General features: G+C 64.7%; 17 protein-coding genes and 1 pseudogene. 5 read left to right on the top strand and 13 right to left on the bottom strand.

The window, feature by feature from the left end:
• Positions 1-96: 96 nt before the first annotated feature.
• Entirely contained in the window at positions 97-4,071 is a 3,975-nt protein-coding gene (gene mobF, locus R2770_00805; protein ID MEZ5278985.1) for a MobF family relaxase, read from the top strand.
• 109 nt (positions 4,072-4,180) lie between these two features.
• Here mobF and R2770_00800 read toward each other — a convergent pair whose 3' ends face one another.
• From R2770_00800 to R2770_00790, 3 genes are all read right to left on the bottom strand, one after another.
• Positions 4,181-5,425, bottom strand: coding sequence for a hypothetical protein (locus R2770_00800; GenBank protein MEZ5278984.1), 1,245 nt, complete (start codon positions 5,423-5,425; stop codon positions 4,181-4,183).
• Positions 5,426-5,750: 325 nt separating this feature from the next.
• Complete coding sequence (locus R2770_00795) at positions 5,751-7,730, bottom strand: type IV secretory system conjugative DNA transfer family protein (GenBank protein ID MEZ5278983.1); 1,980 nt, start codon at positions 7,728-7,730, stop codon at positions 5,751-5,753.
• Positions 7,727-8,329: a hypothetical protein gene (locus R2770_00790; protein ID MEZ5278982.1), complete on the bottom strand. Its 603-nt coding sequence runs from the start codon at positions 8,327-8,329 to the stop codon at positions 7,727-7,729. The genes R2770_00795 and R2770_00790 overlap by 4 nt, the downstream gene beginning before the upstream one ends.
• 362 nt (positions 8,330-8,691) lie before the next feature.
• Here R2770_00790 and R2770_00785 point away from each other — a divergent pair, with 362 nt between their 5' ends.
• Both R2770_00785 and R2770_00780 read left to right on the top strand, forming a co-directional pair.
• A complete protein-coding gene (locus R2770_00785) occupies positions 8,692-9,801 on the top strand; it encodes a hypothetical protein (GenBank protein MEZ5278981.1) in 1,110 nt (369 codons plus the stop codon).
• 501 nt (positions 9,802-10,302) lie between these two features.
• The gene (locus R2770_00780) at positions 10,303-10,416 is read left to right on the top strand and encodes a DUF2510 domain-containing protein (GenBank protein ID MEZ5278980.1); all 114 of its coding nucleotides are present in this window, start codon (positions 10,303-10,305) and stop codon (positions 10,414-10,416) included.
• 67 nt (positions 10,417-10,483) lie between these two features.
• On the opposite strand, the gene R2770_00775 is transcribed toward R2770_00780, so the two are convergent.
• From R2770_00775 to R2770_00755, 5 genes and pseudogenes are all read right to left on the bottom strand, one after another.
• Positions 10,484-11,800 carry a DUF87 domain-containing protein gene (locus R2770_00775; GenBank protein MEZ5278979.1) on the bottom strand — a complete coding sequence of 439 codons (1,317 nt, stop codon included), beginning with the start codon at positions 11,798-11,800 and terminating at the stop codon, positions 10,484-10,486.
• Positions 11,797-13,238 (bottom strand): annotated as a pseudogene (locus tag R2770_00770) (SCO6880 family protein). The gene R2770_00775 and the pseudogene R2770_00770 overlap by 4 nt, the downstream one beginning before the upstream one ends.
• A gap of 62 nt (positions 13,239-13,300) precedes the next feature.
• Positions 13,301-14,608: a hypothetical protein gene (locus R2770_00765; protein MEZ5278978.1), complete on the bottom strand. Its 1,308-nt coding sequence runs from the start codon at positions 14,606-14,608 to the stop codon at positions 13,301-13,303.
• Positions 14,605-15,297 carry a hypothetical protein gene (locus R2770_00760; GenBank protein MEZ5278977.1) on the bottom strand — a complete coding sequence of 231 codons (693 nt, stop codon included), beginning with the start codon at positions 15,295-15,297 and terminating at the stop codon, positions 14,605-14,607. The genes R2770_00765 and R2770_00760 overlap by 4 nt, the downstream gene beginning before the upstream one ends.
• Positions 15,298-15,299: 2 nt before the next feature.
• On the bottom strand, positions 15,300-15,485 hold the full coding sequence (locus R2770_00755; protein ID MEZ5278976.1) for a hypothetical protein: 186 nt from the start codon (positions 15,483-15,485) through the stop codon (positions 15,300-15,302).
• A gap of 226 nt (positions 15,486-15,711) precedes the next feature.
• Between R2770_00755 and R2770_00750 the strand changes: the two genes are divergently transcribed.
• Complete coding sequence (locus R2770_00750; GenBank protein ID MEZ5278975.1) at positions 15,712-16,089, top strand: hypothetical protein; 378 nt, start codon at positions 15,712-15,714, stop codon at positions 16,087-16,089.
• Positions 16,086-16,415, top strand: a complete 330-nt coding sequence (gene ssb / locus R2770_00745; GenBank protein ID MEZ5278974.1) for a single-stranded DNA-binding protein — start codon at positions 16,086-16,088, stop codon at positions 16,413-16,415. Before R2770_00750 ends, ssb begins: the two co-directional genes overlap by 4 nt.
• 168 nt (positions 16,416-16,583) lie before the next feature.
• Here ssb and R2770_00740 read toward each other — a convergent pair whose 3' ends face one another.
• From R2770_00740 to R2770_00720, 5 genes are all read right to left on the bottom strand, one after another.
• Positions 16,584-16,868, bottom strand: a complete 285-nt coding sequence (locus R2770_00740) for a hypothetical protein (protein ID MEZ5278973.1) — start codon at positions 16,866-16,868, stop codon at positions 16,584-16,586.
• 969 nt (positions 16,869-17,837) lie between these two features.
• Positions 17,838-19,055, bottom strand: a complete 1,218-nt coding sequence (locus tag R2770_00735; GenBank protein MEZ5278972.1) for a hypothetical protein — start codon at positions 19,053-19,055, stop codon at positions 17,838-17,840.
• The gene (locus R2770_00730; GenBank protein ID MEZ5278971.1) at positions 19,052-21,667 is read right to left on the bottom strand and encodes an AAA family ATPase; all 2,616 of its coding nucleotides are present in this window, start codon (positions 21,665-21,667) and stop codon (positions 19,052-19,054) included. Before R2770_00730 ends, R2770_00735 begins: the two co-directional genes overlap by 4 nt.
• Before the next feature lie 583 nt (positions 21,668-22,250).
• Positions 22,251-22,775, bottom strand: a complete 525-nt coding sequence (locus R2770_00725; protein ID MEZ5278970.1) for a hypothetical protein — start codon at positions 22,773-22,775, stop codon at positions 22,251-22,253.
• Positions 22,776-23,011: 236 nt separating this feature from the next.
• On the bottom strand, positions 23,012-25,987 hold the full coding sequence (locus R2770_00720) for an N-6 DNA methylase (protein ID MEZ5278969.1): 2,976 nt from the start codon (positions 25,985-25,987) through the stop codon (positions 23,012-23,014).
• Positions 25,988-26,160 lie beyond the last annotated feature (173 nt).

The raw sequence follows: 26,160 nt of genomic DNA, 5'->3' as shown, positions 1-26,160 counted from the left end.
GAGACACATCTGGAGGTCTACCGACCTCCGGTGGACCAGTAGGTGCGCATCAGCCCAAGAAATCCAGCGGTCCGCTGTCGCGTTCGAGGCGTTTCCATGTCCCTGGGGAGGGCATGGAGAGACTACGCCGATGGACGCCACCATGCTGGTGAGCGTCACAGCACTCGGAGTCCGTTCGGACCGCACCGCTGGAGCGGCCCGCGACATCGTCAACTACCTCCAGGGAGCCAACACCGGCGACCGCGCCGGCCGGGCAGCCTGGGTCAATCGACCCCAGCCGCTGTCCAGAGCCAGGCTGGGCCGGGGAGCTACTACTCGGACGCCCCCGAGCATCCCGGCCGCTGGCGCGGTGCGGGCGCCAGCGGCCTCGGAGACACCGTCGAGCCAACTCACCTGACCCGGGTCCTACTCGGCCAGGACCCGAGCACTGGTGCACAGCTCGTCACCGCCGTCGGTTCCGCCGGTCGGGCGAAGAACCACGCCAAGGGCCTGCCCCCGGGCAAGCCAGACGAACTGTTCTCGCTACCCCAGGCGGCCGAGGCGAGCGGTGTCCACCGCAGCTACCTGTGGCGGCTGGCCACGAAACACACCGCTGACCAGGCCGAATTCACCTCACCTACTGCTCCTACTGGTTCACCTATTACTCCCCCTGAGCCATCTACTGGTCGCCGTTCGGGCACCTACTTGTCGGCCACGAAGGTGGACGGGCAGTGGATGGTCACCCGTTCCGAGGTCGAGCGGTTCATCGCTGCCCGGGAGATCCCCCAGGTCGTGATGGCCTATGACGTGACGTTCTCGGCGCCGAAGTCGCTGTCGATCCTGTGGGCCACCGGCAGCCCCGAAGTCAGGGAACTGGTCGAGGAAGCCTTCGAAGCGGGCGTTGCCCGAGGAATGGAGTACCTGGAAGCAAACGCCGTGTGGGTCCGGCGAGGCCGAGGCTCCGAACCCGTGTCTGACATGATCGCCGCGTCGTACCGGCACTCGACCAACCGGGAACTCGAACCTCAGCTCCACGAGCACGTCGTGATCGCCAACATGGGCACAGGGTCCAACGGCCGGACCCAGGCACTCGACGCCCGCGGTTTGTTCGCCCACGCAACCACCGCCGGCTATCTCGCCGAGACCGAGATGCAGCACGCCTGCAACCGGCGAGGCATCGCCTGGACCCCCACCCACCGTGGGACCGCCAACGTCGAGGGCGTACCAGGCGAGGCGATCGACGCCATGTCGACGCGACGTCGCCAGATCCTCAACCTCACCGACGAACTCGGCGCCGACTCGACCAAAGCCCGCAAGCAGGCAGCGCTCATGACACGGGCAGGCAAGACCACCGGCGCCGACCCGACCGCACTACGCCGAGGGTGGGCAGAGAAACTCGCAGCCAACGGCTTCGGGCCCGAACAACTCCTCGACGCAACCACCGCACCACCCACACGACTCTGGACAAGTGCCGACACCGAACGGCTCTACCGCCACCTCGCGGGACCAGACGGAGTTACCGAACAGAAGACGATCTTCGATCGCCGCGACGTCATACAGACCATCGTCGACCACACCGCAGGACGACTGTCAGCCGACGAGGTCGAACACCACGCTGACGCGTGGCTGCACTCGATCGAAGCGATCCCGCTCGAGCCAGGCGACCGCAAACCCGTAGGCGTCGGAGGCCAGCAGTACACGACACCCACCATGATCCGCCTGGAAGAATCGATCGCCGCCAGCTACGTCGGCGGCCACGACACCAACAGCGCCGTCGTCCCAGCCGACATCATCAACGCCGAGATCACCCGCTGGGAAACCGCCAGCGGTCACCGCCTCGGCAACGACCAACGCGCGATGGTCCACTCGATCTGCGGCAGCGGCGACCGCCACCAGGCCGTCGTCGGACCCGCAGGGTCAGGCAAGACCTCAGCACTCGAAGTCGCCGCCCGAGCCTGGGAAGCCGCCGGCTACCAGGTCGTCGGAGCAGCCGTGAACGGAACAGCCGCCGAAGTCCTCCAACGCTCCACCGGCATCCCGTCACGAACCGTCGCCGGGCTCGTCACCCGACTCGACACCGCCCCAGGCCCGATCCTCGACCGCCGCACGATCGTGATCGTCGACGAAGCATCAACCCTCGGCAACCGCCACCACGCCCGCCTCGCCCACCACGTCGACACAGCCGGCGCAGCGATGCGAACCATCGGCGACCCCCACCAACACAGCTCCGTCGACGCCGGCGGAATGTGGGCCGAACTCGTCGCCCGCCACCATGACCGCACCCCAACCCTCACCCAAAACCGACGCCAAGCCACACCCCAGATGGCCGACGTTCGCCTCGCCAACGCCGACTACCGCAACGGCCGCATCGCTGACGCCATAGCCCGACTCGACGCCAACCAACGAATCGTGACCGCACCCAGCGCCGCCGAACTCCTCGACGCCCTCGCCGCCGACTGGTACCTCGACCGCCAGATCCACACCGACCGGCCCAGCCGCATGATCGCCGAACACCACACCGAACGCCGCGCCCTCAACACCCGAGCCCAAGCACTCCTCAAAGCAGACGGCACCATCAGCCAGAACGGGACCACGATCGGCGAAGCCACCTTCCACGTCGGCGACCAGGTCATCGCCCGCGCCGCGAACCGAGGACTCCACCCCACCGACGACCCTAAGAACTACATCCGCAACGGCACCACCGGAACCATCACCGCCATCGACAAGACCACCCTCACCGTCGACTTCGACCACCGAGGACCCATCGACGTTCCCCACGACTGGCTCACCACCGAGATCCGCCCCGGCGTCACCGGCGGACTCTCCCCCGCCTACGCCCTCACCAGCCACGCCGCCCAAGGCGACACCTACGCAGCCGGTCGCATGCTCGCCACAGACACCAGCCAACCCGAAGCCGTATACGTCGGCCTCACCCGAGGCACCCACGACACGCGCCTCTACACCGTCGCCACCGAACCCAACGGAATCGACACCGACCCACAACTCCCCCGCCTCCAGACCAAACCCGACGACCCCATCGAGGCCCTCACCCAGCAGCTCGACAAGAACCGACTTACCGACGTCGCCACCACCCGAGCACCCGACATCGCCTCCGTCGTCAGCGCAACCCACCTACCCCTCGCCGACCTCGAACGAACCACCGATCCCATTCATCAACAGGCCGCCACGATCGCACGAGCACGCATCACCCACGACGCCATCACCAACCCGCCCGCCGCCATCGAGTCAGCACTCGGACCGCGAAACCAGCACCCCAACCCGACCGAATGGGACGACGCCGTCTCCCGCCACGCCCTCTACACAGCCCGCTGGAACCCGCCGACCGGGGCCGAACTGACACCGGCCCAACCGCCACGCGAAGCCCCTGCCGCCCAGCGCACCGAACACATGCAACTCGGCGAGTCGCTCGCGACCGCTCAAGCGACCCTGTTCAGCGATACCCCGATGGCCGAACTCGCCGCCCACCGGAACGAGCTCATCGCCCAGGCTCTGGCCGTTCCGGACTACCAGCCACGGCTCCTGCAACACGACCACGACCGAGCACGACACGATGTGCAGCACGCTGCCGAAGCACTCGCCGCCGCACGATCGCAAGCACAGACCGCTACGACGCCACGGCAAGAACGACGAGACCCAGACCGGGCAGAACTCGCACGCCGCCAACTCAACGACGCCGAACGCCAACTCGCCACCGCGAACCAGCGCCTGGCCACCGTCGAGAACCTTCTCGCCAGCGCTGCCGAGCAGCCCGGAGCGCTCGACGCCGCGAGGCACGAAGTGAACGTCATCGACCACGCCCTCGAACCCCGAATCCGAACAGCCGTCGACAACCCCGCGCCCTACCTCACCGAAACCCTCGGCGAACGCCCACCCGACGGAACCGACTGGGACCGACAAGCAACCGCAATCGAGACCTACCGTCACGCCGTCCTCGGCAAGACACCCGCCGACGGTTCGATCACGCCCGACAACCCCGCGATCGGTCATGCGCCCGCGGTCTCCCACCTCTTCGATGCTTGGCTTCAGGCATCGGTGACATTCGAGCCGCAGCCCTTCGGCATCGAACGATGAGCCGGCGTGCAAGCGAGCGACGCTTTCGCCGGTCGCACCCGTGGCCGATTCGTAGGCGTGACGAAAGGTAGGTCGTCGATGCTCCGTGCCGTAACGCGCTGGTCGGTGGTCAAGCGTGGATGACTGCGCAGACGAGTGCCAGCTTGATCTCTCGATCGGGATCGCCGTCCTTGTGCAGAACGAAAACGCGCGAGTCGCCAATTGAGTCCGCTTCACGGACGTACCGTGGGTGGGAGCACAGAATCTCAACAGCTTGCTCGACCACAGCGGTGGCATTCTTGTTCCGGATGAAGAGGATCATCGCCGCGTGAGTATCCCGCCAGACGACGTATCGGTCGAGCAACTGCGGCAGGTCGTGTTGCTTGAACGCCTTTGGCCCAGACCACCATTTGCACTCGGCCAGAAAAACGGGCTTGCCGCCATCCCAGGGTAGGTAGATGTCCGACTTGCCGCGCTTGCTGAACGACTCTCCCGTGGCGGGCCCGTAGACGTTTCCAAGCATCGCCAGTATTTGATCGCGAAGGCGCTCCTCATCCATCGCTGCATAGGTGACGGCCAGTCGTTCGAACATCGTCGTGATGTTGCTGATGTCGCCGATCACATCAGCGAAATCGCTGTCGCTAATCGCTGGCTCGGGCTCGAAGGGCTGCTCAGGCTTCTTCCAAGATGGCGACACACGCTTACGCTCGACGGGCGAGACCTGGTATGTGGTTGCGGCTGAACCATTGCGGGCTATCGGGACTCCGAGCATTGCCTCGGTCTCACGATCTGCCAGCACCTTCTTGCGGCGGGCTTCCGCTGTCTTTTTGACCGTTGCTCGAAGTGTCGCGTTAAAGCCGCGGATGTCGTTCCGCGCGTACTCGAGATAGCGATCAACGTCACGCAGCTCGCCATGGAGACTCTCGACTACCTTCTCACGATCTCGCATGAGCACATCGGCAGGAACGTCGCGATAGACGGACACGTCCTTTGGACCGATGACTGCACGAGGAGGGTTTAGCGAGAATGTGCTCGCCTGCAAACGAAGTGCCTCGATGGGACCCTCGTAAGGAGCGCGTAGTGCTAGACGCGTGCCATCGACGAGTGCAGCTCGCGAACGATCAAAGACCGCGCGCCCGAAGTCGCGTGACACGTCAACAGTCTGATCGTCGACCGCCCCGGTCGTCTCCTCGATTCGAAGCCGCGGTTCCACGAGTAGATACCGAGCGACGATTTCGTCGGTGATCTGGCCGGGTGGGCGCGCGATGGCCTCATCCGCATGAGTTCGTCTCGCGGCATCGGTAGCGTCTTCAAGGCGACTTGCGAGCCACCCCCTGAGATCGCGAGCCGCGAACAGCAACTCCTCCCTCGCCACGTCAACAGCCCCTTCGTTCGCCGGCCACTGCTCGACAGCATACGAAGCCCCTGGGACATTGTTTCGACTCCGTCGTGGACGGGCTTCTGGCTTCGAGACGCCGATCAGACCTCGCGTAGGCGCCTTCTAAAGACAAACTCGGATGTCCTCAGTGTTCCACGCCGACGGTGAGTACCGGAAGGTGGCCGCTCCGTTGACGCCAAGCCGCGTCAGGCGCTGCCGCTCGCCTGCGCGGTCGAGTCGATCCCTCATCGGCGCTTGGTCGCGCTTCTTTCGGTGCGAGCCATCGCTGCGGCGTCCGTACGAACTTGCCGGGCAACGGCTCTCATGGGACGCTGCCGCTAGGCCCCGACCTCAAGTGTCGGAGCACTTCGATGGGCGGTGTCGCGTCGTAGCCGAGGGCATCCCTCAGCGCCTCGTCGATAGCGACCCTCGGCTTGGGTTCCCTACCCGCGGCGAGACGAGCAAGACGGGGTTCGTCGCCGACCCATCGGCCCTCGATGTGGGCCGGCGCGAGAGTTGCGTGGAAGAGGATCGCGTTGCCGGGGTCGGCCTGGCGGAGCACCTCGGGCGGCAGCAGCGGTCGGTGGGTTGTCGAGTCGCCCACGCCCCTTCGGTAGCCCCCCATGTGGGCATCGGCGTTGGCGGTGCGTTGGGAGACTTCCTCCTCCCCGCCGAGGTAGGTGACGTATCCGAGGGTCGCGACATCGGACGCACCGGCGAAGAAGATCTTCGTCGCGTGGTTAGTGAGCATCGGGTCGGCCTGGTCCTGGTAGGTGGCGTCGATCTGGGCCTTCGATTGCCAGACGGTGACGAGCTGAACCCCGATACCCGAACAGGTCGAAGCGACCTCGGGCAGCCAGCGAAGCGGAGTGTTGCCCGCCTCGTCGACCACACAGAGCAGTCCGGGTAGCCGCTTGCCGTAGCGGTTGGCAACGTCGTAGGCCTGGTCTCGAAGCAGCGCGCCTAGCAACCCACCGAACACGACCGAATACCGGGCGGCGTCCTTGAGGGGGGTGCATACATACAGCGTGTTGGCCCCCTCGAGGACCTGTCGCAGATCAGCAGGATCCCCGGCAGCCGATGACGATGCGTACGAGATGTTCGGGTCCTCCCACGGCTGCACCAGTGTCTGAGAAGTCGAGTAGATGTCGGAGCGTGTCCGGTGATCGAGCCGGAAGAACCCTTCGAACTGGGAGAGCGTGTGAGCAGCCTGAATCGCGACCCGCTCCTCTCCGGTCGCCTCGTAGTGCTTGAGGATCGAGCGGATCTCGCTGGCATGAGTCGGGTCCACTTGGGGAGCGCCATTGCCGCCCGGCTGCCGCTGCGGCTGGGGATTGCCGTCCTGGGACGACAGCCACCGCACGACGTCGGCCATGGTGCGCTCGGGGTCCTGCGCCGCAGCGAAGAGCATCGGCCACAGCAGGGCCTGTCCCTTCGATGTCCAGTAGCTCGCGTTCGTGACCCCGTCCTTGGGTGCGGCATCGAGCAGAGCGGTCGATATCTCGATCGCCCCGGACACGGTCCTCGCCGCGTGCAGGGGTGACCATCCGACCCGCTTCACCCCGTCGGGCAGGCGGGGACTGGTGCGCATCGGATCGAACACGTACACCTGGCCGAGCTGAATGCGGCGGGCGACGGTCTCGTCGAACAGATCGTTCTTGACCGACGACAACACCGCCGGACCGTTCCAGTCGAGAATCCCGGCGACCACAGCGCTCGTCTTGCCAGACTGCGACGGACCGATCATCGCCACCGCAGTACGACGACCGCCACGCATCCGCCGACGGCGACGCTTCGTCGGCTCTCCAGCCTCGGTGGCGAGCAGCGTGGTGCGGTCCAGCCGTCCGAATACGAACCGCCCCGGCGCAGGACCCGAGACGATCAGCGGCCGGAGATCTCGCCGCTCTGCAAGTCGGGCACCGACCCGAACCCCCAAGCGAGTCCGCTGGCGGGTCCCGATCGACGATGACGAGACCTTCAGCCAGAGCCACACGACCGCGCCCAACTCGACGAGCGCGGTGACAGTGGTCGCCAGCCAGTAGAGGAACGGTCCCGGCAGCGACTCGGCCACCGCCGTGTCGCTCCAGGCTAGCCGTGGCTGTGAAGCGTTGTCGGGAAGTCGCAGTGCCGCGCTGAGGGCGTCACCTAGACCGATGTCGAGGAAGTGCCCAGAGCTCACGAACACAGCGACCTGAGCGCCACTCCACACCGCCGCACACACCACTCCGACAACGATCACCAGCGCCGCGATCGCCTCATCGCCGACAAGTGGCGCCGTTGTTCGACCTTGCTGATTGGTCATGACGCCAGCAGATCAACGAGACGCCGCTCGGCTCGCAGCCGACGCTGGGCGACCGAGCGAGGCGAGATTCCAAGGTCAGGAGCAAGCTCGGCGGAGGTGTAGCCCTCAACGTCGATCAACCACAGCAGTCGCACCTCGGCGCTCGACACCGCACCCACATCCCGGGCCCGCACCAGCGCGTCAAGCAACACGGCGCTCGGCGACACGGACTCGCTTTCACCGATGCTCAGCAGCCGGGAATCGTCGAGAACCTCGGTGGACGTCTGCCAGGCTTCGATCGACTGCGTTTCGAACTTCAACGTGCGATGCGCCCGACGCAGCATCGACAAGACGGGCCAGGGCTTTCGCGTCCCGGCAGCGTGGTCGATCGCTGCGATACCCGCGGCCACCACCAATTGGTCGATCTCGCCATCGTCGAGCATCTGCGGTCTAACCAACCGAGCCCACGACTTCAACCATCGCAGCTCGCCCGCAAGCCCCGGGACCAGCACCTGAAGCACAGTCCTCGACGCAAGCGCATCGCCCCGAGCAGCGAGTTCGAGGAGCGCCCACACAATCTCGGTCGACTCCTCACGAGGGACATCATCGATCCGTCTCACCAGCCCATCGATAGAACCGGCGATACGTAGGCAAGCGTGCTCAGCCTGCCAGCAGCGCACTCGGCGCCGGTTCGATGGACGCTCAACAAGCTGCTCCCACTCAGAGTCCAGCTTCCTCAGCAGATAGGCACGTTCGGTCATGCCCGAACCGTGAGAAACCCACCTCCCAGCCCACCTACTGCTCGACCTACCGATCCACCTACAGGTTCGGAAATCGGGAGAAAGACCTGGTCAACGACCTACTGCTCCGTCTACTGGAACCCTGAGGACGGGGATCGCTCGACCGCATCCTGTGGCTCGATGACGTCGAAGCCACGCGGACAGATGCTTGCCTTCATTCGGCCATGGCCGACCGGTCAGCCATGGTTCTGCACTCCGGCCACATCGTCTGGCTATCCGTGCTGTTTCTAGGCACTCTGGCGGCTCGGCTGGGTGTGATTGCGCCAAGGTGGCTCGTTGGCGTACTCACCGCATGGACTGAATCAATCGAGGCTCTGAACGGGCATCGCGATGTAGAGGGCCCCGACTGGATTCAGGAAGCGCGTACCGTTCGGGACAACCGTGACGCCAACCCGATCGACCGTCTTCGCGAAGGATGGCGATTGCTCGTGCGAGCCGCAGCAGGTGACGCGGTCCAAGTCGCCGCACTAGCAGCGTCTGCCATCCTGATTTTGTCCGTCCCTGCTCTCATGCTGACGATGATCCGCCAGTCGTGGCCGAACTACCAGAACTACGGCCTATCCGACTGGGCCTACGAGGCGATCGGTCTCTCGCTCCTGGCCGTGGTGAGCCTCGGCCTTATCTCTGCAGCAGCCTCCGAACTCGCGACCAGTCGAGTCATTAGATTCGCGAGCTGGTGGAGGCGCTACCCATCATTCGTTGGCTTGGCGAGCTTGCCTGGACTGTTCCTTGGTGTCGTCGTCTTTGAAGGCAGGGCATCTCAGTATCCCATCGCACTTTGGTATCTGCCGCTCGCCTGTCTGGCATCGAACGTCGCATACCAACGGCTCGGTGGCGGTCGCAACGTTGCTGAGGCGCTCGCAGTTTCGCTCCTGACCTTTGCGGCGGCTCTCGCGTTCATAGTCGGCGGAAACGGGGTCGATCCGACAAGCCGCTGGATCAATAGCAGCGACCTCGGTTCGGTACCCGCTGTGTCTACAGTCGTGCTCCTCTGCATGGCGTTGAGCGGGGCTTGGGCGATCTCCAAACTCCTCACAGTCGCCGGGCGACGGTTGAGTCGAATCCATACCCGCAGGGTCATGACCATCTGTAAGCACGAGGTCGTTCGTGATTGGCGACGAGAACAACCGGGATCGCAGTCGTGGACAGTTGAACGCTGCCTCGTCAGTAGACGTCTGCAGCGACGCCCGCCACCCTGGAAGTATCGCTCCGAGCCGCTAGTACAGGTCGATGAGGCAACCTTGAATTCTTGCATCGAGGCCCGCTGTGGAGACTCACCATGGCGTCACTGATCGCACAAACCCCTGCCGCGTCCCAGCGCAGCACTGGTCTACCTTCCATAGCACCCTGACAGAGTCACGCTGGCTCTGCCTGGCTCCGCGGGTCGGCATCCGATTCCTCCTCTCACCACATGGTCGCGCAACCGAACTGGCGCTCCGGTTGCGACTGCGAACCGATGCCCGGTGTCACAGTCGCTTGCGACGATCTGGTCACGACGAGAGGAGTGGCCTGTGTTTGCGAGGTTTCGGCGAGCGGATTCGCCTCGCCATGCGACGGCCGGTGACGCTGTCAGATACCTGGCTTCGGTATGTGATGGAGCGATCCGGCGGGATGGCCATGGGTTCAGCTATGACCACGCTGTCTACGGGCACTGGCTCGCCGGCGTGCCCGACGATCGGTGGACGCACGCCGACTACGTCGGTGCGCTTCAGCTGGTGCGGATCTATCGGGGGCAGCTCGCCCGGGCGGGGTTCGTCCCGAACGACATTTTGCGGAGGCGTCGTCCTCGGCGGATGGGTCGCCGTGCGATCGACCGGTTGCAGGCCGGTTGGGCACCCGATCCGGCGGCTCTGCACGTGTGGCGGTGGTGGAACGGGTTGCGCTGGACCGAGCACGTCGCCGACTGACACTCTGGCCACTCGGCGAGTGGTGCCACGGGCCGCCACCACCTACCCCGGCCACGCAGCGATCGCCTTACACCGCGAGGCGGGTGTCGGTGTCGCAGATTGACCATTCTGCTGATCCGATCCGATGCTGAACGACGGCCGTTCGGTTACCTACCCGCCATAGCGCTCGTCCCCGAACGAGCTGAGGTAGGAGTTGGGCTTCGTAGCTGGTGAGGCCGAGCATCTCGGTGGCTTCGGGGATCTGGTCGCTGGATTGGCGGAACAGGATCTGGGTCTGTGTGTCGGCGAGGATGCCCATCGACACCTTCGCAGTCGAGGTACCGTCGTCAGCTTGGGCACGCAAGTCGGCGATTCGGTGAGCGACGCTGATGTTCGCGACCCCGTACGACCTGGCCAGCTTCTGGCACGCCTGGAAGTACTTGGCGACCCGCTCGGAACCGAGCAGCGCCCAGATCTCCTCGAGGACCTGGACTCGTCGGGGCACATGTTCGGACTCGGGCGCTGCGAGCAGCGACTGCAGCCACCCCGTCGCTGCGATCATCACCGCCGTGAGCGCCGCCGAGTCTTGGTGGACGGCCGACAGGTCGACGACAACGCCTCGCCCCGTCCAGTCGAGTCGTTCGGTCGAGTGTCCATCGAACATGCCTCGAAGCTGCCCGTCGAGAAGCTTGCCGAGCGCGTGTCGGACGTCCTGGACGTCACGAGCAAGCTCCCGCGCAGTGTCGTCCTGGGCTCGTCGGACCATCTCGTCGGTCGGGCTGACGAGTAGGTCGACGACGTCGGCGAGGGTTGGCTGCCCGGCTGAGCGCCCAAGGGTCAGTGCATCGACTGCCCAGCCAAGCGCCGCATCCTCCAACGGTCTCAGCTCCCGGTGCAGAACAGACGCCGCCAAGGCCCCGACCATCTGCGAACGTCGGGTGCGCAGCTCGTCTGGGTCGGTGACCATCGGTCCGGCGTCGAGCGGGTTGAGGCGGCTGGCCCCTCCTGGGTAAAGGCGGATGCGGGACAGCCCGAGCGCGTCGGCGAGCGGTCCGTACTCGCCCTTGGGGTCGAGGATGGCGCACCAACGTGACCGCCCTCCCGGCGAGCCGAGGAGGCCGATCGAGCGGTATAGCAGGGTCTTGACCGCCGACGACTTGCCGGAGCCGACCGTGCCTAGCACGAGGATGTTGGGTGACGTGATGAGGCCGTCGGTGTAGGCCTGGAATGGGTCGTAGCACCAGGCGCTGCCTCCGGCTGACATGTCCTCGCCGATGTAGATGCCTCGTGGGCCGAGCCCGGCGCTGGCGTGGAACGGGTACAGGGCACACACGTGGGCGTTGGTCGCTCGGTGTCTTGGCACTCGCAGCCCGGGCCGTCGCCACCGATGCAGGAGTCCGGTCACAGCCACTCCTTCGGGGCGATGCCCCGCGCCACTGGCAGGGTGGCCAACACGGCGACGTCATGTCGGCCGTGCAGCGGCTTGGTTTCCATGCCAAGCGATGCGGTGATCTGTGTCATCTCGGCGGTCGCGTCGTCGAGCTCGTCGAGTGTGCTGGAGGTGACGACGAGGACTCCGGCGTAGGCGAACTCGCCGTAGCCGGCGACGAGTTCTTCCTCTCGTTCCTCAACCGCTTGGCGAGCCCGGCGATGGTGGGCGCCGACCCGGAACCCCTTCTCGGCTCGGTGAGCGGCGTCCGATTCGATCTTGGCCGAGTCACGGACTATCGACCGCTGGCTTCGGGATCTGGGCACGGGTTCGAGCACGACCGCCATCGTGCGGACGCATCCGGCGTACAGCATCAGGTCCGACAACCAGGCGGCACCAACGTCGATCCGAGGCCACTCCGTAACTCGAAGGGCCCGGTGCCAGGCTCCGTCGGTGTGCCACGCCGACCAGCTGTTCTCCGTCACCGAAGGCAGGGCGTTCTCCGGGCTGGTCGAACCGGCGACCTCGCCAAGACTCCGCGCCCGGGCATCCAATGCACGACGTTGTGTCGGATCGAGCCGCAATCGCATCGCCCTCGACCACTCCCCGGCGACAGAACCCCGGACACGAACAGCCCGCATCCTTCGAGCCGCTGGCCGAACAGCCGCACCTCGGAAAGCAATGTCTCGACGGCGGTCTGGAGTCGGCTGCTGCCATCGCGCTTGTTGGCAACCTTGCCGACTGCGAGCGTCACCGTGACCAGCACCTCGTGACGAGTCGCTGTGGAACCCGCCTCTCGCAACAGGCGCTCGTAGGCGGAGCGAACGTCGTCCAAGGGATCGGTGGCCATCTGTTCGGAGAGCCACACCCGATGCTCGTCCAACCCGGCTGGCGCTGCCCACTGGGCCCACCGGATACTGACCACGGGGTTGCGTTCGGAGACGAACGCCCCAAGCGCCCGGCCCCACGAGTCGACGAGCCAGTCCTGCTCGATCGGCTCGACGAGGCTGAACTGGCGACCCGTCACCCGCACGGTTGCTGCGACCGTTTCGCCCTGGGTGTCGTGAGACACGACGGCTCTCGTCCCCGGAGGTCCCAGTCCGAGCTGGGCCACGTCGACGATCAGGGCTTCAAGACCGTCGAACGGTTCGGGCACGGCCGACTCGGGCTCACCTCCAAGGAGTGGCACCGGTTCGAACCACGGCTCAACGAGGCGGGCCTTCGATCGGGCCCACCGCGTTGCGAGCGGTAGCTGCCCGATGAGGGGATCGCCACCGATGCGGGCGGCTCCAAGACCTGCGATCGCCGCGAGCACCACGACGCCAACCACGGGTGAGATGACAGCCATGACCAGCACGCCCGTCACGACCCCGATGGCGACCACGATGAGCTGGGCGAGACCGAGCCCAAACATCCATCCGGTCCGATCGATAGGCGACAGCCGAAAGCGCCTGGCCTCTTGAACAGCACGTGCGCTCACCGCGACCGCCTCTCACCCTCGATCGGGCCACCATGCCCAGACCCGTCCGATCCGTCTTCGACGGGGACGACAACCGTCGAAGGCTGTCGCCTCGGGGCTGACGCAATGGCCGAACCTGCGGCGCCACCACCGCTACCCCCGCTGGGAGCAGAGCCCCCGGACTGACTCGAGCCCGACGACGGGACATGAACAGGCGGGCTTCCCCCGCCAGCCCCGACACCCGGCACGGGACCAGACCCGCCGCCACCCCCAGCGCCGCCCGAACCACCGGAAGCACCACCGCCTCCGCCACCGCCGGAGGATGCGCCAGCACCAGCTCCTCCGGCCAACGTCGACACACCGACCGTGGCAGCGACCGCCATTGAGGCACCCGCAACAGCCGCGCGAATCGGGGCTCTTTCCACCCCAGCTGCGGCACCCGCTGCCTCGACGAGTGGGAACGCCTTCCAGATCAGCCACGGCATGAAGGCCGCCATCAACATCACGGCGACACCAGCAAGCATCCCCGACAGGTCGACGTCCTCTCCGGCGCCGACGCCGTTGCTCGACTCGATCGCTACCGCCCCCACACCAAACGCAACCGCGATCCCAAACTTCGACACGATCAGAGCGACAGCCATCTCGATCGTTCGCCTTGCGATCTGGCGGGTACCTGGATGAGCACGGGTGGCGAACCCGAGCGGTGCCAGCACGATGACGATGTAGATCAGCGCCGTTCGCACCAAGAGCTGCAGCCATACCAACAGCGCCCCAATCACGAACAGCAGCCCGAAGATGAGCCCGAGCAGCCCGGCTCCGGTGAGGAGCTCGACCGTGGCGAGGGTGGCAGAGACCTCACCCATCGCTTCTCCGACGTCGCCGGTAACCGCGAGCGAGGCCGCATCGACGACCCGGATCAGAATCCACGCGACGGTCACGGACATGGCCATCAGCAGCATCGAGGCCGGTACATCGACGAGCGCCGTGCGAATGACGGCTCCTGGTTCGCCCGCTGCGAGCGCTCGGATGACAGCGGCGAGGAAGAACGCCAGTACCAAAGCGACAGACATGCCGAGCACGATCTGTCGGATCGGCGTGATGGCGGCGAAGAACCCTCCGTCGAGATCGATGCTGGTCGTAGCCGTCATCGCTGCGATGACCGAGTTGGTCACCGATGTGACGGCGTCCGCGATGAGACCGAAGGCGAACTCAACGACAACACTGAGGATCGCTTCGCCCGCCGCCTCGGCGGCCCCTCCAACGAGGCCGCCGAGGCCATCGATCGCATCGTCGATCGGATTGAGATCGATGGCGAGCAGAGTCACGGCTTGATTCCGTCGTCGGAGAACCGAGCGGCCTGTTCGATGAACAGGTCCGTCGGAGTCGCGAACACCGACTCGGGCCTGGTCGGAACCGGACCTTCGACCGTGGCCAGGTCGTCCATGCGCCACTCACCATCCTCGAGCACCACCCGATAGGTGGCGGTCTCCCACCGCTCGATAGCGACGATGTCGCCATAGGTGGCCACGGCCGCGTACCAGACCTCAACTTCCCACCCATCACCGACCTGGGTCGACGTGACACCGAGCGGTGCGATCTCCACGGTGATCCCCTCCGGGAACTCGTCTTGGAGTTGACTCATCGTGATCAGCACGCTCGCGGCAAGGCGATCCGCAGACGCTGCCGAGGCGACGGAACGCTGAATGGCCGCTGCCTCCTCGGGAGTCACGGCCACCACTTCCTCGGTGAGTTCGAGGAACCGGACTGCGGCCTGCTCCGGAGTCTCCACAAGGTGGGTCAGGGTTGCAGTAGGCGCCTCGGTCGAGGTTGTCGTTGGCTCATCGATGAATACAGGTTCATCGGTGAGCTGAGTTTCGGAGTCGATTGCCTGGGCTTCGATGATCGCCGCCGCGGGTGCGGGTTCCGAACTGCTCGGGGTCCGCCACAGGAGGGCGGCCACTGCGGTGACGAGGATGGTTGCTGCTGCAGCTATGGCTGCTCGACGTGCGGACATGATCACAGCCCCGACAGTTCGTTGACGATCGTCGGGGCGAGCCCGACGACGACCGCCCCGGCGGCGCCGCCGAGAGCGAACGCCCGTCCACGGCCGCCTTGAATCGTGTTGCCGGTCATCTGTGACAGTCCCCAGACCGCCCCGCCGACCAGCAGCGACGCCAGAGACCCTGCGAGTCCCAACCACATCAGCCAGTCCAGGACATCCTGCGCCAGGTCGGCGCCGGGAATCCGTTGTCCGGTGTTGCTCCCACTTGAGCCACCACCGAGGTGCCCCATCCATTCTTCAGTGCCATCTGCAGACCTCCTTCTCGTTGCAGACAGCACCCCCAGGGACACGCGAACGAGCAAAACGCGACAAGAAATCTGAGAAATCTCGTCGCGATCGGTCTTGCGGAGGGTCCCTGGGGTTGGCATGGAGAACGACACCACCCCCGATGCCGAGGTCATCGACCTGGTCCGCCTGGCCGAGCCAGCACGTCAGCTCGTCGCTATCTACGACAGCATCGGGCAAGGGACACGACCAGCGCCGGGACGCCTCGACCAGGTCCTCCGGCGACTCTCCGCCATGCCGCGACCACCCGGTCAGCTCGGCGCCGACATCGAACTCCTCGCCAGCGGCGGCGATGGAGACCGTGCCCGGGTTGTCGACGCCATCGAGCGACTCCGCCGCATCAGCCAGCTCCGCCCACGTCCGGCCGTGAAGGCTCGGCGGGCCCGCCTACCGACCGGACCGAGCACGAGTGATCAGCTCCAGCTGCCCGGCATCACCACCGAAAGGACCATCCCATGAACCACATCACCATCGCCGGACGACTCGAAGAAGACCCAGTCCGAAAGGAAGTCAACGACAGCGTCGTCTGCAGCTTCAGACTTGCCTCAGGCCGCACCGGCTCCAAAGGTGGTCGCCTCTGGATCGACATCGACACATGGGGCCGCCTCGCCGGCACCTGCTACCAGCACCTGACGAAAGGTCGCCATGTACTCGTCGCGGGCCGTTTGGTTCAGAAGCAGTGGACCGACACGGCCACCGGTGAGAAGCGAACCCGCTACCTCGTCACGGCAACCGAGGTCGACTTCCTATGCCGCGCCAGCCAGGACCAAGATCGAATGCCCTAAAAGCTCCGACTCGGTCTCCTCCGACGACAATTCATCGGACCAATCGCCCTCCACGACTAACCACCCCACGCGCTCGCTCCCCCTGGACGGCGCAAGATGGACCGCAGAGCCGCTGTGGTGATCGGTGGCACTGGCATTGTGACTCGAGTGGTGATACTCGCCTGCCGTCTAGACCCAGGCCCGCACGACGAGCAGCGGTAGCCACACCCCGTCGCCATCGAGCATCGACGTAAGCACGGTCCACGACGCGGGAGTCTTGTCGGGCAGGCCGAGCACGGCCGTGCCGTCATCGCAGAAATAGTTAACCCGGTCGTTACCGGCCATTCCCGTGGCGCCACCCGAGAAGATGCATGTCGCACCTGTTTCGAGTTCAAGGCCCCAGGGGTCCAGGTCGCCGTATGACAGCTCTGGCTCGGCCCACTCACTTCTCGAGACCGACGATCTGTCAATCACCTCGAGCAATACGCCCGAGTCCGAGAGACTTGGGCACCAGACGTGGTGGGAATACATGGAGTCGAAGCACGGATCAAACAGACTGTACGGACTGTCCACGTACATGTCCGCCGAGCAACGAAGAGCATCGGTCCGGAGCGAGACGATGCTTCCCCAGCAGACCTCGACAGCTCCCCTGGGTTCTCCGCTTGGGGTCATCAGCTCACCGCCAGCAAGGACCAACTCCGTCGGGGCCGTCGGTGGCGCGCTGCCTTTGCCGCCACGACGGCTGCCGTGGCGCTCACAAGTCCGAGCGCTACCGTTAGTACCGTTACTAGGGCTGGGCCACGGCGGCTTCCTCGCGGATCCTCGATTGTCGCGCTTCGATCGTATGCACCGCTTGCGGTCTGATTTGCGGAACGCGCGACGCCGACGACCAGGAGGCAACCCAGTGCCCATCCGACCAGCCGAGACAGTCTCATCACGCTCGAACCTACTCCGCACCTGGGACATTCGAGTGTTGCCCCTATGTCAACTCGGCAGGGTCTGGTTCGATGGAAGGCACCCGGGGAGACTGGACAGGGACCCTCACTCGGCAAGCAGCCAACAGGCGAAGCCGCGAGAGACCGGCTGAGCAACTTCACGATCGACTCGCGACATAGCTCGGTCAAGGGATCCAAGCGGCTGGTATGACCCTCCGCCATGGTCGCCCGACGGAGCCACGTATCTGAAGGCGTGACCAAGTGCATCGAGCGAAACACACCGTCGCGTTCGGCGATGGCGGTAGCCGTGGATGAAAATGCCTTGTCCGGTCTCGTCTGCGCCTAGGTAGGTAAAGTCCCACGCGGTCAACGTTCCGCCACGCGCGGCCCACAACTTGAGCACCCGCTCCAGCGGACCCCACTCGCCAGGCCGATCCTCAGCTCGCTGCTCGCACACATCGTCTTCCCTTCATGTCGCTCGTTCGATCGGGGGAAGACGTTGGGGAACCTACCCAGGGGCTGGGACAGTCGAACTCAAGCGAGACGAACGAGCCCGCTCATCGATCCAGTTGCCTAGCTCGCCAATCGCCTCGGCAACGGAAGCCGGCGGCCCGGTCAGGTCGACTGCGACAGTGTGAAGGATCTTGCCGGCATGACGAACGGTGACCTGACGCTCGGGCCGGCCACCGTCCGCCATGCAGTAGATCAGTACTCCCTCTGGGAGATCGAGCGCAGTCGTGTAGGCCAGTAGCTGGTAGTAGTCGCTCGTCCGCGCCCGGGCGTCTGAAGTGAGCTTGTACTTGATGTCGGCGACGAACACCTCGGCGCCGCGACGCCGGAAGACGAGATCCGGTCGAATCGGAACCTGCCGGCGCTCACCGAGGTGGGTTGAGAACTGACCCGACACTTCAAGGCGACCCCGCAACTCACGCCGCAGGCGCTGGGTCACGAAGTCCTCGAAGAGCTGGTTCATGTCGACGAGGAACGACGAGGCCGAGCGGTCACCCCGCTGATCAACCAACGTCAGGTTCGCAAGAAGGACACGGGCCAGTCGCAACGCCGGTTCGTAGTGACTGTTCAAACGGGTGATCGATATCTGGTCGGCATCCTCGGCACGAACCGCGCTGTCGGCGACATCCTCCAGCGCAACCACCTGCTGCAGCAATCGTCGCCGATCCTCGGGCATGACCCCTGGTACCCGAAGAGCAACGCGGGCAGCGGCCTTCAGATAGCGGTTCTCAGCGATATCGGATGTGTACTCGTCGAACCTGCAGGCCACCGGAATCCGGACGCCGGCCTGGCGGAACTGCCCTGCCATGTCGATCCGCCCTCGCAGCGCAACGAGACGATCCTCCTCGGAGCGGTATGAGCGAAGCACTCCCCGAGCGAGAGTCGTCTCTAGTGTGCGGGCAAAGAACGCGACGACCGATGGCAGCAGATCTGCGCTGGTTTCGTAGTCGAAGGCCTCCTGGCGCCAAGCACTTGCGGGAAGCCCGACCTCTAGCAGCAGGAACAGATTCTCGGGTCGGATCTTCGGCCGGATGAGAATGCGAAGGTCGTCCACTACGACTGTGCCCACGAAGTTCTGGGCTGTGATCGAGTACTTCTCACCGTCGAGCCCAACGACTACCGCCCCCTGCGCTGCCAAGTCGAGCTTCCTGGCCTCGTCACGCGAGAGCGCGACCGAGACCGATTCGTACTCGACGAGTTCGATCGTGCGACTCACTCGACTATCGACGATTCGGCGGCGGTCGTCCCGCCAACCCCACCCGTCGGCTGCTCACCCACGGCGCGTTCGGCGGCAGCCTCCATCTCTTCGAGTTCCTGCACACCCGACAGATCGCGATATCGCTGGTGAGCGGCATCGAACCTGAAGAACTCGATCTGCTGGCGGTCACCGAAGAACTGGTCCTCGATGAACGGTTCGATGTTGTACTGCCAAATCCTCCGCATGGAGTCGAGAGTCAGACCGGTCTTCATGAAGTGGCTCGGACCGATCTGAAGGTGTGGCCCTCCGAGCGCGATCTCGAGTTCGTCGTTCACTTGTGCGACCAGTTGCCAGACCCACTCCGGCTCACTCTTGTCCACAATCCACCGCTCGAGCAGCCCCTTCATCGGACCCTGATTCGGGAAGAAGGGGATGAAATGGAACCGACGCCGCAGCGCAGCATCAACAAGTGCTATCGAACGGTCGGCGGTGTTCATGGTCCCGATGAACCAGAGGTCCTTTGGAAGCTCAAAGGCATCCTCGGGGCGATAGAGCGTCCGGACACTCTCGCCTCGGTACTCCAGCAGGAACAACAGCTCACCGAACACCTTGGGCAGGTTGGCCCGGTTGATCTCGTCGATGATCATCAGGTGCCGCCGACCCGGTGCGTCGGCTGCCTTCTCCGCCATCAAGGCCAGCGGGCCTGGTGTGAGTCGATAGGTCATCTCGCCTGTCGAGTCGGCTTCGGGGCGGTAGCCCTCGAAGAAGTCCTCGTACGAACTCGATGGATGGAATTGGACGAGTGCTCTTCGGCTGGGGTCGGGCGCCAACACCTCGGCAAGCTTGCGGGCAAGATAGGTCTTCCCCGTACCGGGTGGGCCGTAGAAGATGATCTGCCCCTTGTCCTCGAGCAGCGCCACGATGTCAGCCAAGAAGCTGCGATCAACCAACAACTCGTCAGCAAGCTCGGCGAGAAGATCAACATCGCCCTCGACGTCAGCGTCGTCCTCATGTTCGAGGTACCAGTAGAGGAACTCCGACATTCCGAGTGGGTCACCCGGGAAGAACCCCTCCATGCGACTGTAGAGAGCAGCATTGGACGCAACTTGGAGCTGCCCGCGAGTCCCTTCGGGCTCTTCCAGCCCAAGCCGCTGGAGCATGCGCCGCTTCCCTTTCGGCCCGCTGTAGGGGTACACCGGCAGGGACCGATCGGGCTGGGTGATTGCGAGCAGCTTCATGGTGACCGACTCGCCAAGCCCGCTGATGCGTAGCTCTTCGTCAGTCAACATGCGGTCGATCCGCTCGGCGTCTTCGTCGTCTCCCCAGCACAGGTACAACAGTGCGTCGATCATGCGGTCGTACTCAGCGGCCGACGCGTCCCTAAATGACCGGTTGAGGGCGGGCATCTGGCCCGGGTTTCCGTACCGGCCGGTGTTCCAGATCCGCCGTAGCTCGGCGATGTCGGCCAGGGGAAGTGCGTCCGGAGCAAGCAACTCGGCAAATCGACGCCGATCAGCATGGTCTTCCTCATGGGCCGGCGTCGGGTAGTTCATCTCCGAGAGGAACTGCGCAACCAAGGGCTCCAGAGGGTCGTCGTCGACATGCTTGGTCGCGGCCTCGCCGAGGGCACGTGCGAGCAGGTCGTCGAACAGCGGTTGGAGCTGGGCCGACACCTCCGTCACTGCCGCCCGAAGATCCAGGTCCGCAAGCTCATCGCGGTCGTACCACCGCCCGTAGACGATCTCACCACTCCGACCGAAGAAGCCGACGTCTCTGCCGATCCGCGACTGTGAGCCACCCAGTACCTCGCAGCCTTCGAACCTGGCGGCGGCAATGATTGGTGTGATCTCGTCGTACCAGCCCTGGCGTTTGAACATGGGACGAAGAGCAACAGCGGCACCTCGCTCGTTTACCCACACCCTCATCCCGAGCCCTGGAGCGTCCTTGGTCCACCAGTCGACCCACATGTCGGCACGTGGGTGATCCTTGACCCAGTCAACGCCTGGCTTTCCGATGCTCAGCTCCCGGCCGACTGCGGCCGCCACATCATCGATCAACTCGTTTCCAAGCTCCGCCGCGATGCGGACCAGCACGCGGGCGTTCTTCGTCTGTTGCTCAGACGAAGAGCCGTCGCGATCGAGGTTAAATGCAGCCCGATCGCAGAGGACCTCGTCAAGGAAGACAGGCTTCACCTCCTGCCACCACGCCGCAGTTGACTCGAACTCGTCGTTGCCAGCATCGAGTTCGCGAACAGTCTCCAGGAACTTCGAGTAGCGCACAGCCGGGTCGGTTGGAAGCTTGTCGCCCGTCGAGTACTCGACGTAGGCCGCTGCACTGGCCCATATAACCGGCCATCGGTCGTGGTCCGCGAGTCCCCAGAAGTACGACAGAAGGAACGGGACGTGCCCGGGTGCGGGATGCGCGCCGACCCGGATGCTCTCGACGTAGTCAACAAGTGCCGAGATCTTCGCCGTTGCTTCTTCGTCGGACCCGGGAATCGTGAGGCATTCCACGAGTAGTGAAGCAAGGTCGGCCGGGTCCTCGGTGCGTTTGACCAGCTGGTTCAGCATCATCTGGCCGCTGAACCCGTTGAACGCCAGCGTTCCCGGTTTGACGGCCCAGGCCTGCATCGACTCCTGAAAGGCTGAAAGATCCCCCGTCCGACGAAGGCCGTCAAGGAGACCCAATGCCTCGGACGCGCTTGCATCGAATCCCTCTGCCCTTGCCAGTGCCGCGCGGTAGCGCTCACCGTCCGCCTCGAAGCGAACTCGATGAGCCTCGTACCAGCGACGGCGAAAAGACTGTTCCGCCATGTCGGCCTGCCCTCGCTCGTACTCACCGAGCGTCAGCCCAGAGTCGTGCTTCCACTCGATGTTCCCGTTGGCACTCCGACCAAGGAAGGTGGCTGCAGCCGCCGATGACGAAGTGAACTCATGGTCCCGCTGGAGCACGAGGCGCTCACCATCGACCTGGATCGCGCCAGACTCGAGTAGCTCAGCACGGCGCGCTTTGCCTGCGTCAGATATGAACGAAGGGGTTTCCGCGACCCTTCCGACCGCGCCTGCATGCACCAGAAAGCCGCTGGGGGTGCGGACACCTGTTCCGCTGCATTCACCTCGCCACAGATGGAAGATCGGCTCGTCATCGCCGTCGCTACTCATGAACACTCCGTCGGCTGCGTCGTGAATGGTTCAACACGTGCTCGCCCCACCATCAATCGCTGGGCAAATAGAGGTCCGCCCAGTCAGGCCGCGTGCTCGGGTCATGGCAAAGCGACGGGTCGGCAGGAGGCGGGTCGAGCAGCGTCTCGTACGGCTGACCACTAGTTATTGCCTCGGCCATACGGTCGTAGACCTCGAGAATCAGACGCTTCGTCCGGTACTCGCTGTATTCGCCCTCATCCTTACGACGCACAATCGGGAACGTGTCCATGATGTAGTCGACGTCGTGTCGCGCCATCCCGTAGATGTGGAAAAAAGCTGCATCGAGCTCGGCGCGAAGCAGCTCGCGCCGGGTCTCGTTCCACAGCGAGGGGGGGTCCGGCGCTCCGAGGGATCGGCGTAGCAGCGAGGTGTCCCAGGAAGTGGCTGCGAGTTCAGCTATCGCCGCCGTGAGGATTTGGCCCAAATCAGCGACCTGATCCGGACCCGGTACCGGGAGCTGCTTAAGGGTGAAGGCACGCAGGTGAATGCCGGCCACCTTCTGGCGGGCTACGTAGTCGAAGGCGAACGAACCCATGGCAGCCAGCGCTATAGGCCAGTCACCAAGTCGCGACCAAACGAGCTGAATCGTGTCGCCAACTCCGGCGAAGGGGAGCAAGACCGGTATCGAGGTTCGCTCGTTTGTAGGACTGGTGAGGTCGCGAACGCCAGCTAGCCAATCGGTGCTCTCGCCCTCGGCAACAGCCAAGGCTGCCCGTTCCGGGACCCACGAACGAGGCATTGCCAGGCGATCGGCTCGCTCCTTCTCCTTCATCATGAGGGGGAGGGCTGGCCTTGACGCACCGCGGCCGTCTTGCTCAACACCACGTCCGCTGCACGGTGGTCGAAGAAGTCAACCATCTTGGCTTCGTAGAGCGGGAGGTAGCGGTCGTCGCCTTTGGTGAAGATGTTGCCGCGGAGGGTCCAGCCGTCGGCTTCGAGCTGCTCGCGGGTGCGGAACAGGTGCGAGTCGCTGGTCATGTTGAACAGCCCCTGCCTAAACGTGACACCCCAGGGGTTCTTCTCGGGTGGGCCTTCCTCTACCAGCACGGGGACGCGGCGGTAGATGCCCTTGGTGATCTCGGCGTCGCGGCGGGTTCGGAAGATGGGGCAGGTGCGGGTGTTGGGGTTGAGGAGCGCAAAGTCCTCGGGTGTGAGGGTGAAGCGACGCTCTGGGTCGTTGAGGTCGGCGGTGTCGAGCGCGAAGAAGACGAACTCGGCTTCGTCGACCGGCCGCTCGTCGCCTGCGAGCGTCAGCAGGCAGAACTTGTAGCTGCGGTGAACCCCCGGGAAGATCGCATTGCGATTCTCGAAGTCGAAAAGGCTGGCGAGGTTCCGGCGTTCGACGATGTCTTGGAAGAAGAACTTGGTGGTGTCGTCGGTGGCTATACCCGAGGGCACGATGACGCCGACGCGTCCGGCGGGGCCTGTGGCGTCACGCATCGTCTCGGCGAACACCGAGTAGGTGTTGATCTTTCCCCGTCCACACAGCGGGAAACGTCCGGACTTCCCCAAGAAGTGGCGAAGGCCGTCAACGTGTCGCAGTTCCGTCGCGTACGCGTGGAAGAGACCCGGATCCTCAACTTCCAGCTTCGCTACCAGCCGCTTTCGGGTAGCCCCGGCAGCTTCGGCTATCTCGGGTTGGCGTCCGGCGAAGAACTCTTTTTCGCTGAGTTGAACCATGTCCCACGGCGGATTTCCGAGAACCACGCTGAAGCCGCCGCTCCAGCCCGTGCGCGAGTTGGTCGCGTCGTCGAGATCGTCGGGAACAGAGATGACGTCGGGAAAGGCCAGATGGGGGTGAAGGAAACCGAACTCGTCGGCGAGTGACCGAACCCGTTCGACTACGTCGGCGGAAACCGGCCTGGTGTGATCGAGGATGTCCCTAACCGTCGCCGAGGTGATCGGCGGCTCACCTGAAGACTTCGGGGCGACAAACGCAGCGCACCAAGCGTCTGCAGAGAGTCTCGCCCGCGCGGCCTCGGGTGATTGCTCAAGCTCGGCGAAGAGTTCTGACTTTCGGGTGACCTGAGGTGCAGTGGAATCAGGAAGCGCATCGATGGCCGCAATTGCCGCAGCAACAGGATCGGCAGCGGAAGCAACCGAATCGTCGATCAAACTCAGAGTCGCCTGGCCCGCCCGTTCCTTCTTGTTCTTCTTCTTCAGAGCATTGACGATGGTCTTGTCGTCACCTGCGAGGGCCTGGAAGGCCTCATCGGGTATGCCGTCGGCGAGAAGCCGTGGCGTTGTGCCGAGCAGTCCGTTGCCGCACACGATCCGGTGGTCGAGGAAGCTGAGGGGCTTTCCGGGTTCGGTCGCTTCGAGCCACAGGCTGACCTTGCACAGCTCGACGGCCATCGGGTTGATATCGATACCGTGCAAGCACCGGCCGACGACGTCGCGCAATGCAGTTCGGACCTGGTCAGGTGCGGGTTCGATGCCGCCTGCTCGAACGCTGGCGAGGCGCTGGGCAATTCGGTTTGCTGCCGCGATTAGGAAGTGCCCCGATCCACACGCGGGGTCGAGCACCGAAAGGCCAAGGATGGCCGCCTCGGGGTCGGCGCTACTGGCTGCTTCATCGAGTACTGGGTCCAGAGCCGAATCAAGTAGCTCATTGATGAGGCTGGTGGGCGTGTAATAACTCCCGGTGGTCTTGCGTTCGTTGCCCGCAGCCGACCCTAGGGCGAAGGTGCGGGCCGCAACGTCGACCTGGGCGTGCAGCTCAAGCAGGCTCTCGTATATCGACCCAAGTTCCTCGGCGCCGAGGTTGCGGTAGTCCACGGTGCGGTCGGTCTTGGCTTCGGCGTCGCGGGTGAGGGTGAGACGCCTCACCGCCTCGAGGAGATGGGCGTTGTCGAGGCGGGCCTCCGAGAGTGCCGCCGTGCTGGCGGGAGACCAGAGGAAGCTTCCCAACGCCGAGAGTCCGAGTGCCGGTTCACCGTCGCGCCACAGTGCGCTGATCGTGACTTGAAGGCCGGCCCATAGGTCGTCGTGAGTCGATCCGCGACGAACCCGCGCTAGGCGTGCAATCCGTTGGACCGAGTAGTGCTCTCGGTATCGAGCTCGGGTTTGTTCGTCGGTTCCCGGGGCGAGAAGAAGGTCGCGCGACTCGGCCACGAGAAGAAACAACAGCCTGTAGACCACTCGGAGGAGCTGACGCTGATATTCGGCCGTGGTGAGCGAGCCGTCCGTTAGACGCTGCCGCAGGTCACCGTTGGCAGGGTGGGTTAGAAACCCTTCGCCCAGGCTTTGGATGGCGGCCTCGACTCCGTCGCGGAGGCGGTCGAGTGCGCGGGTGCCTGACGTTGCAGCATGATGGCTCCATCGCTCGAGCAGGCATGTCGCGGGCGGGTCGCCTTCGAACCGTGTGCGGTGGCACGAGAGCCAGAGGCACGCGAAGTCGCTGTAGAGCTCGCCCTCGAAGATCGCCTGTAGGTCGAACTCCACGTACGCCTGTCGAGTTAGCGAGGCATTGTCGCGCAACAACCTGAGTGTGTGCCCGTTGCTTACGACAGCCCAGAGGTGAGCGTCGCTGCGATTCAGGAATTCCTGAACCAGGCCGTGAGGCGAGCTCTTTGCGGCGCCCGGGACGCGGGGCGATCGGCGGTCGATGGGCACTCTTGCCCCGAGGAGATGTACGGCAACCGATGCACCCCACTCGTGGGAGATCGCGTATTCCTTGCCATCGATGCTGGTTGCCCGGGCCTGAGCAAGGCCTGCGAATCCGAGCTCGTCGAGCAGCGGTCGCAACCATCTTTCGCGTGAGCGTGGTTGCCGTCAGCTCCGATTCGGGCAGCTGGTTGAGCTGAGCTTTGAAGATGGTCCAGATGGTTGTGAGGCGATTCCAGCTTCGGGTGATGTGGTCGTTCAGCCGTTCGCCCGGTACTAGCCCGTAGGTCTCGGGGGTGGTGCCTTCGAGCTGT

The organism is Acidimicrobiales bacterium (assembly GCA_041394185.1).
In the GTDB taxonomy this organism is placed as follows: domain Bacteria; phylum Actinomycetota; class Acidimicrobiia; order Acidimicrobiales; family Poriferisodalaceae; genus JAAETH01.
The sequence above is the reverse complement of the archived record's forward strand: the minus strand, read 5'-3'. Positions and strand labels throughout refer to the sequence as shown.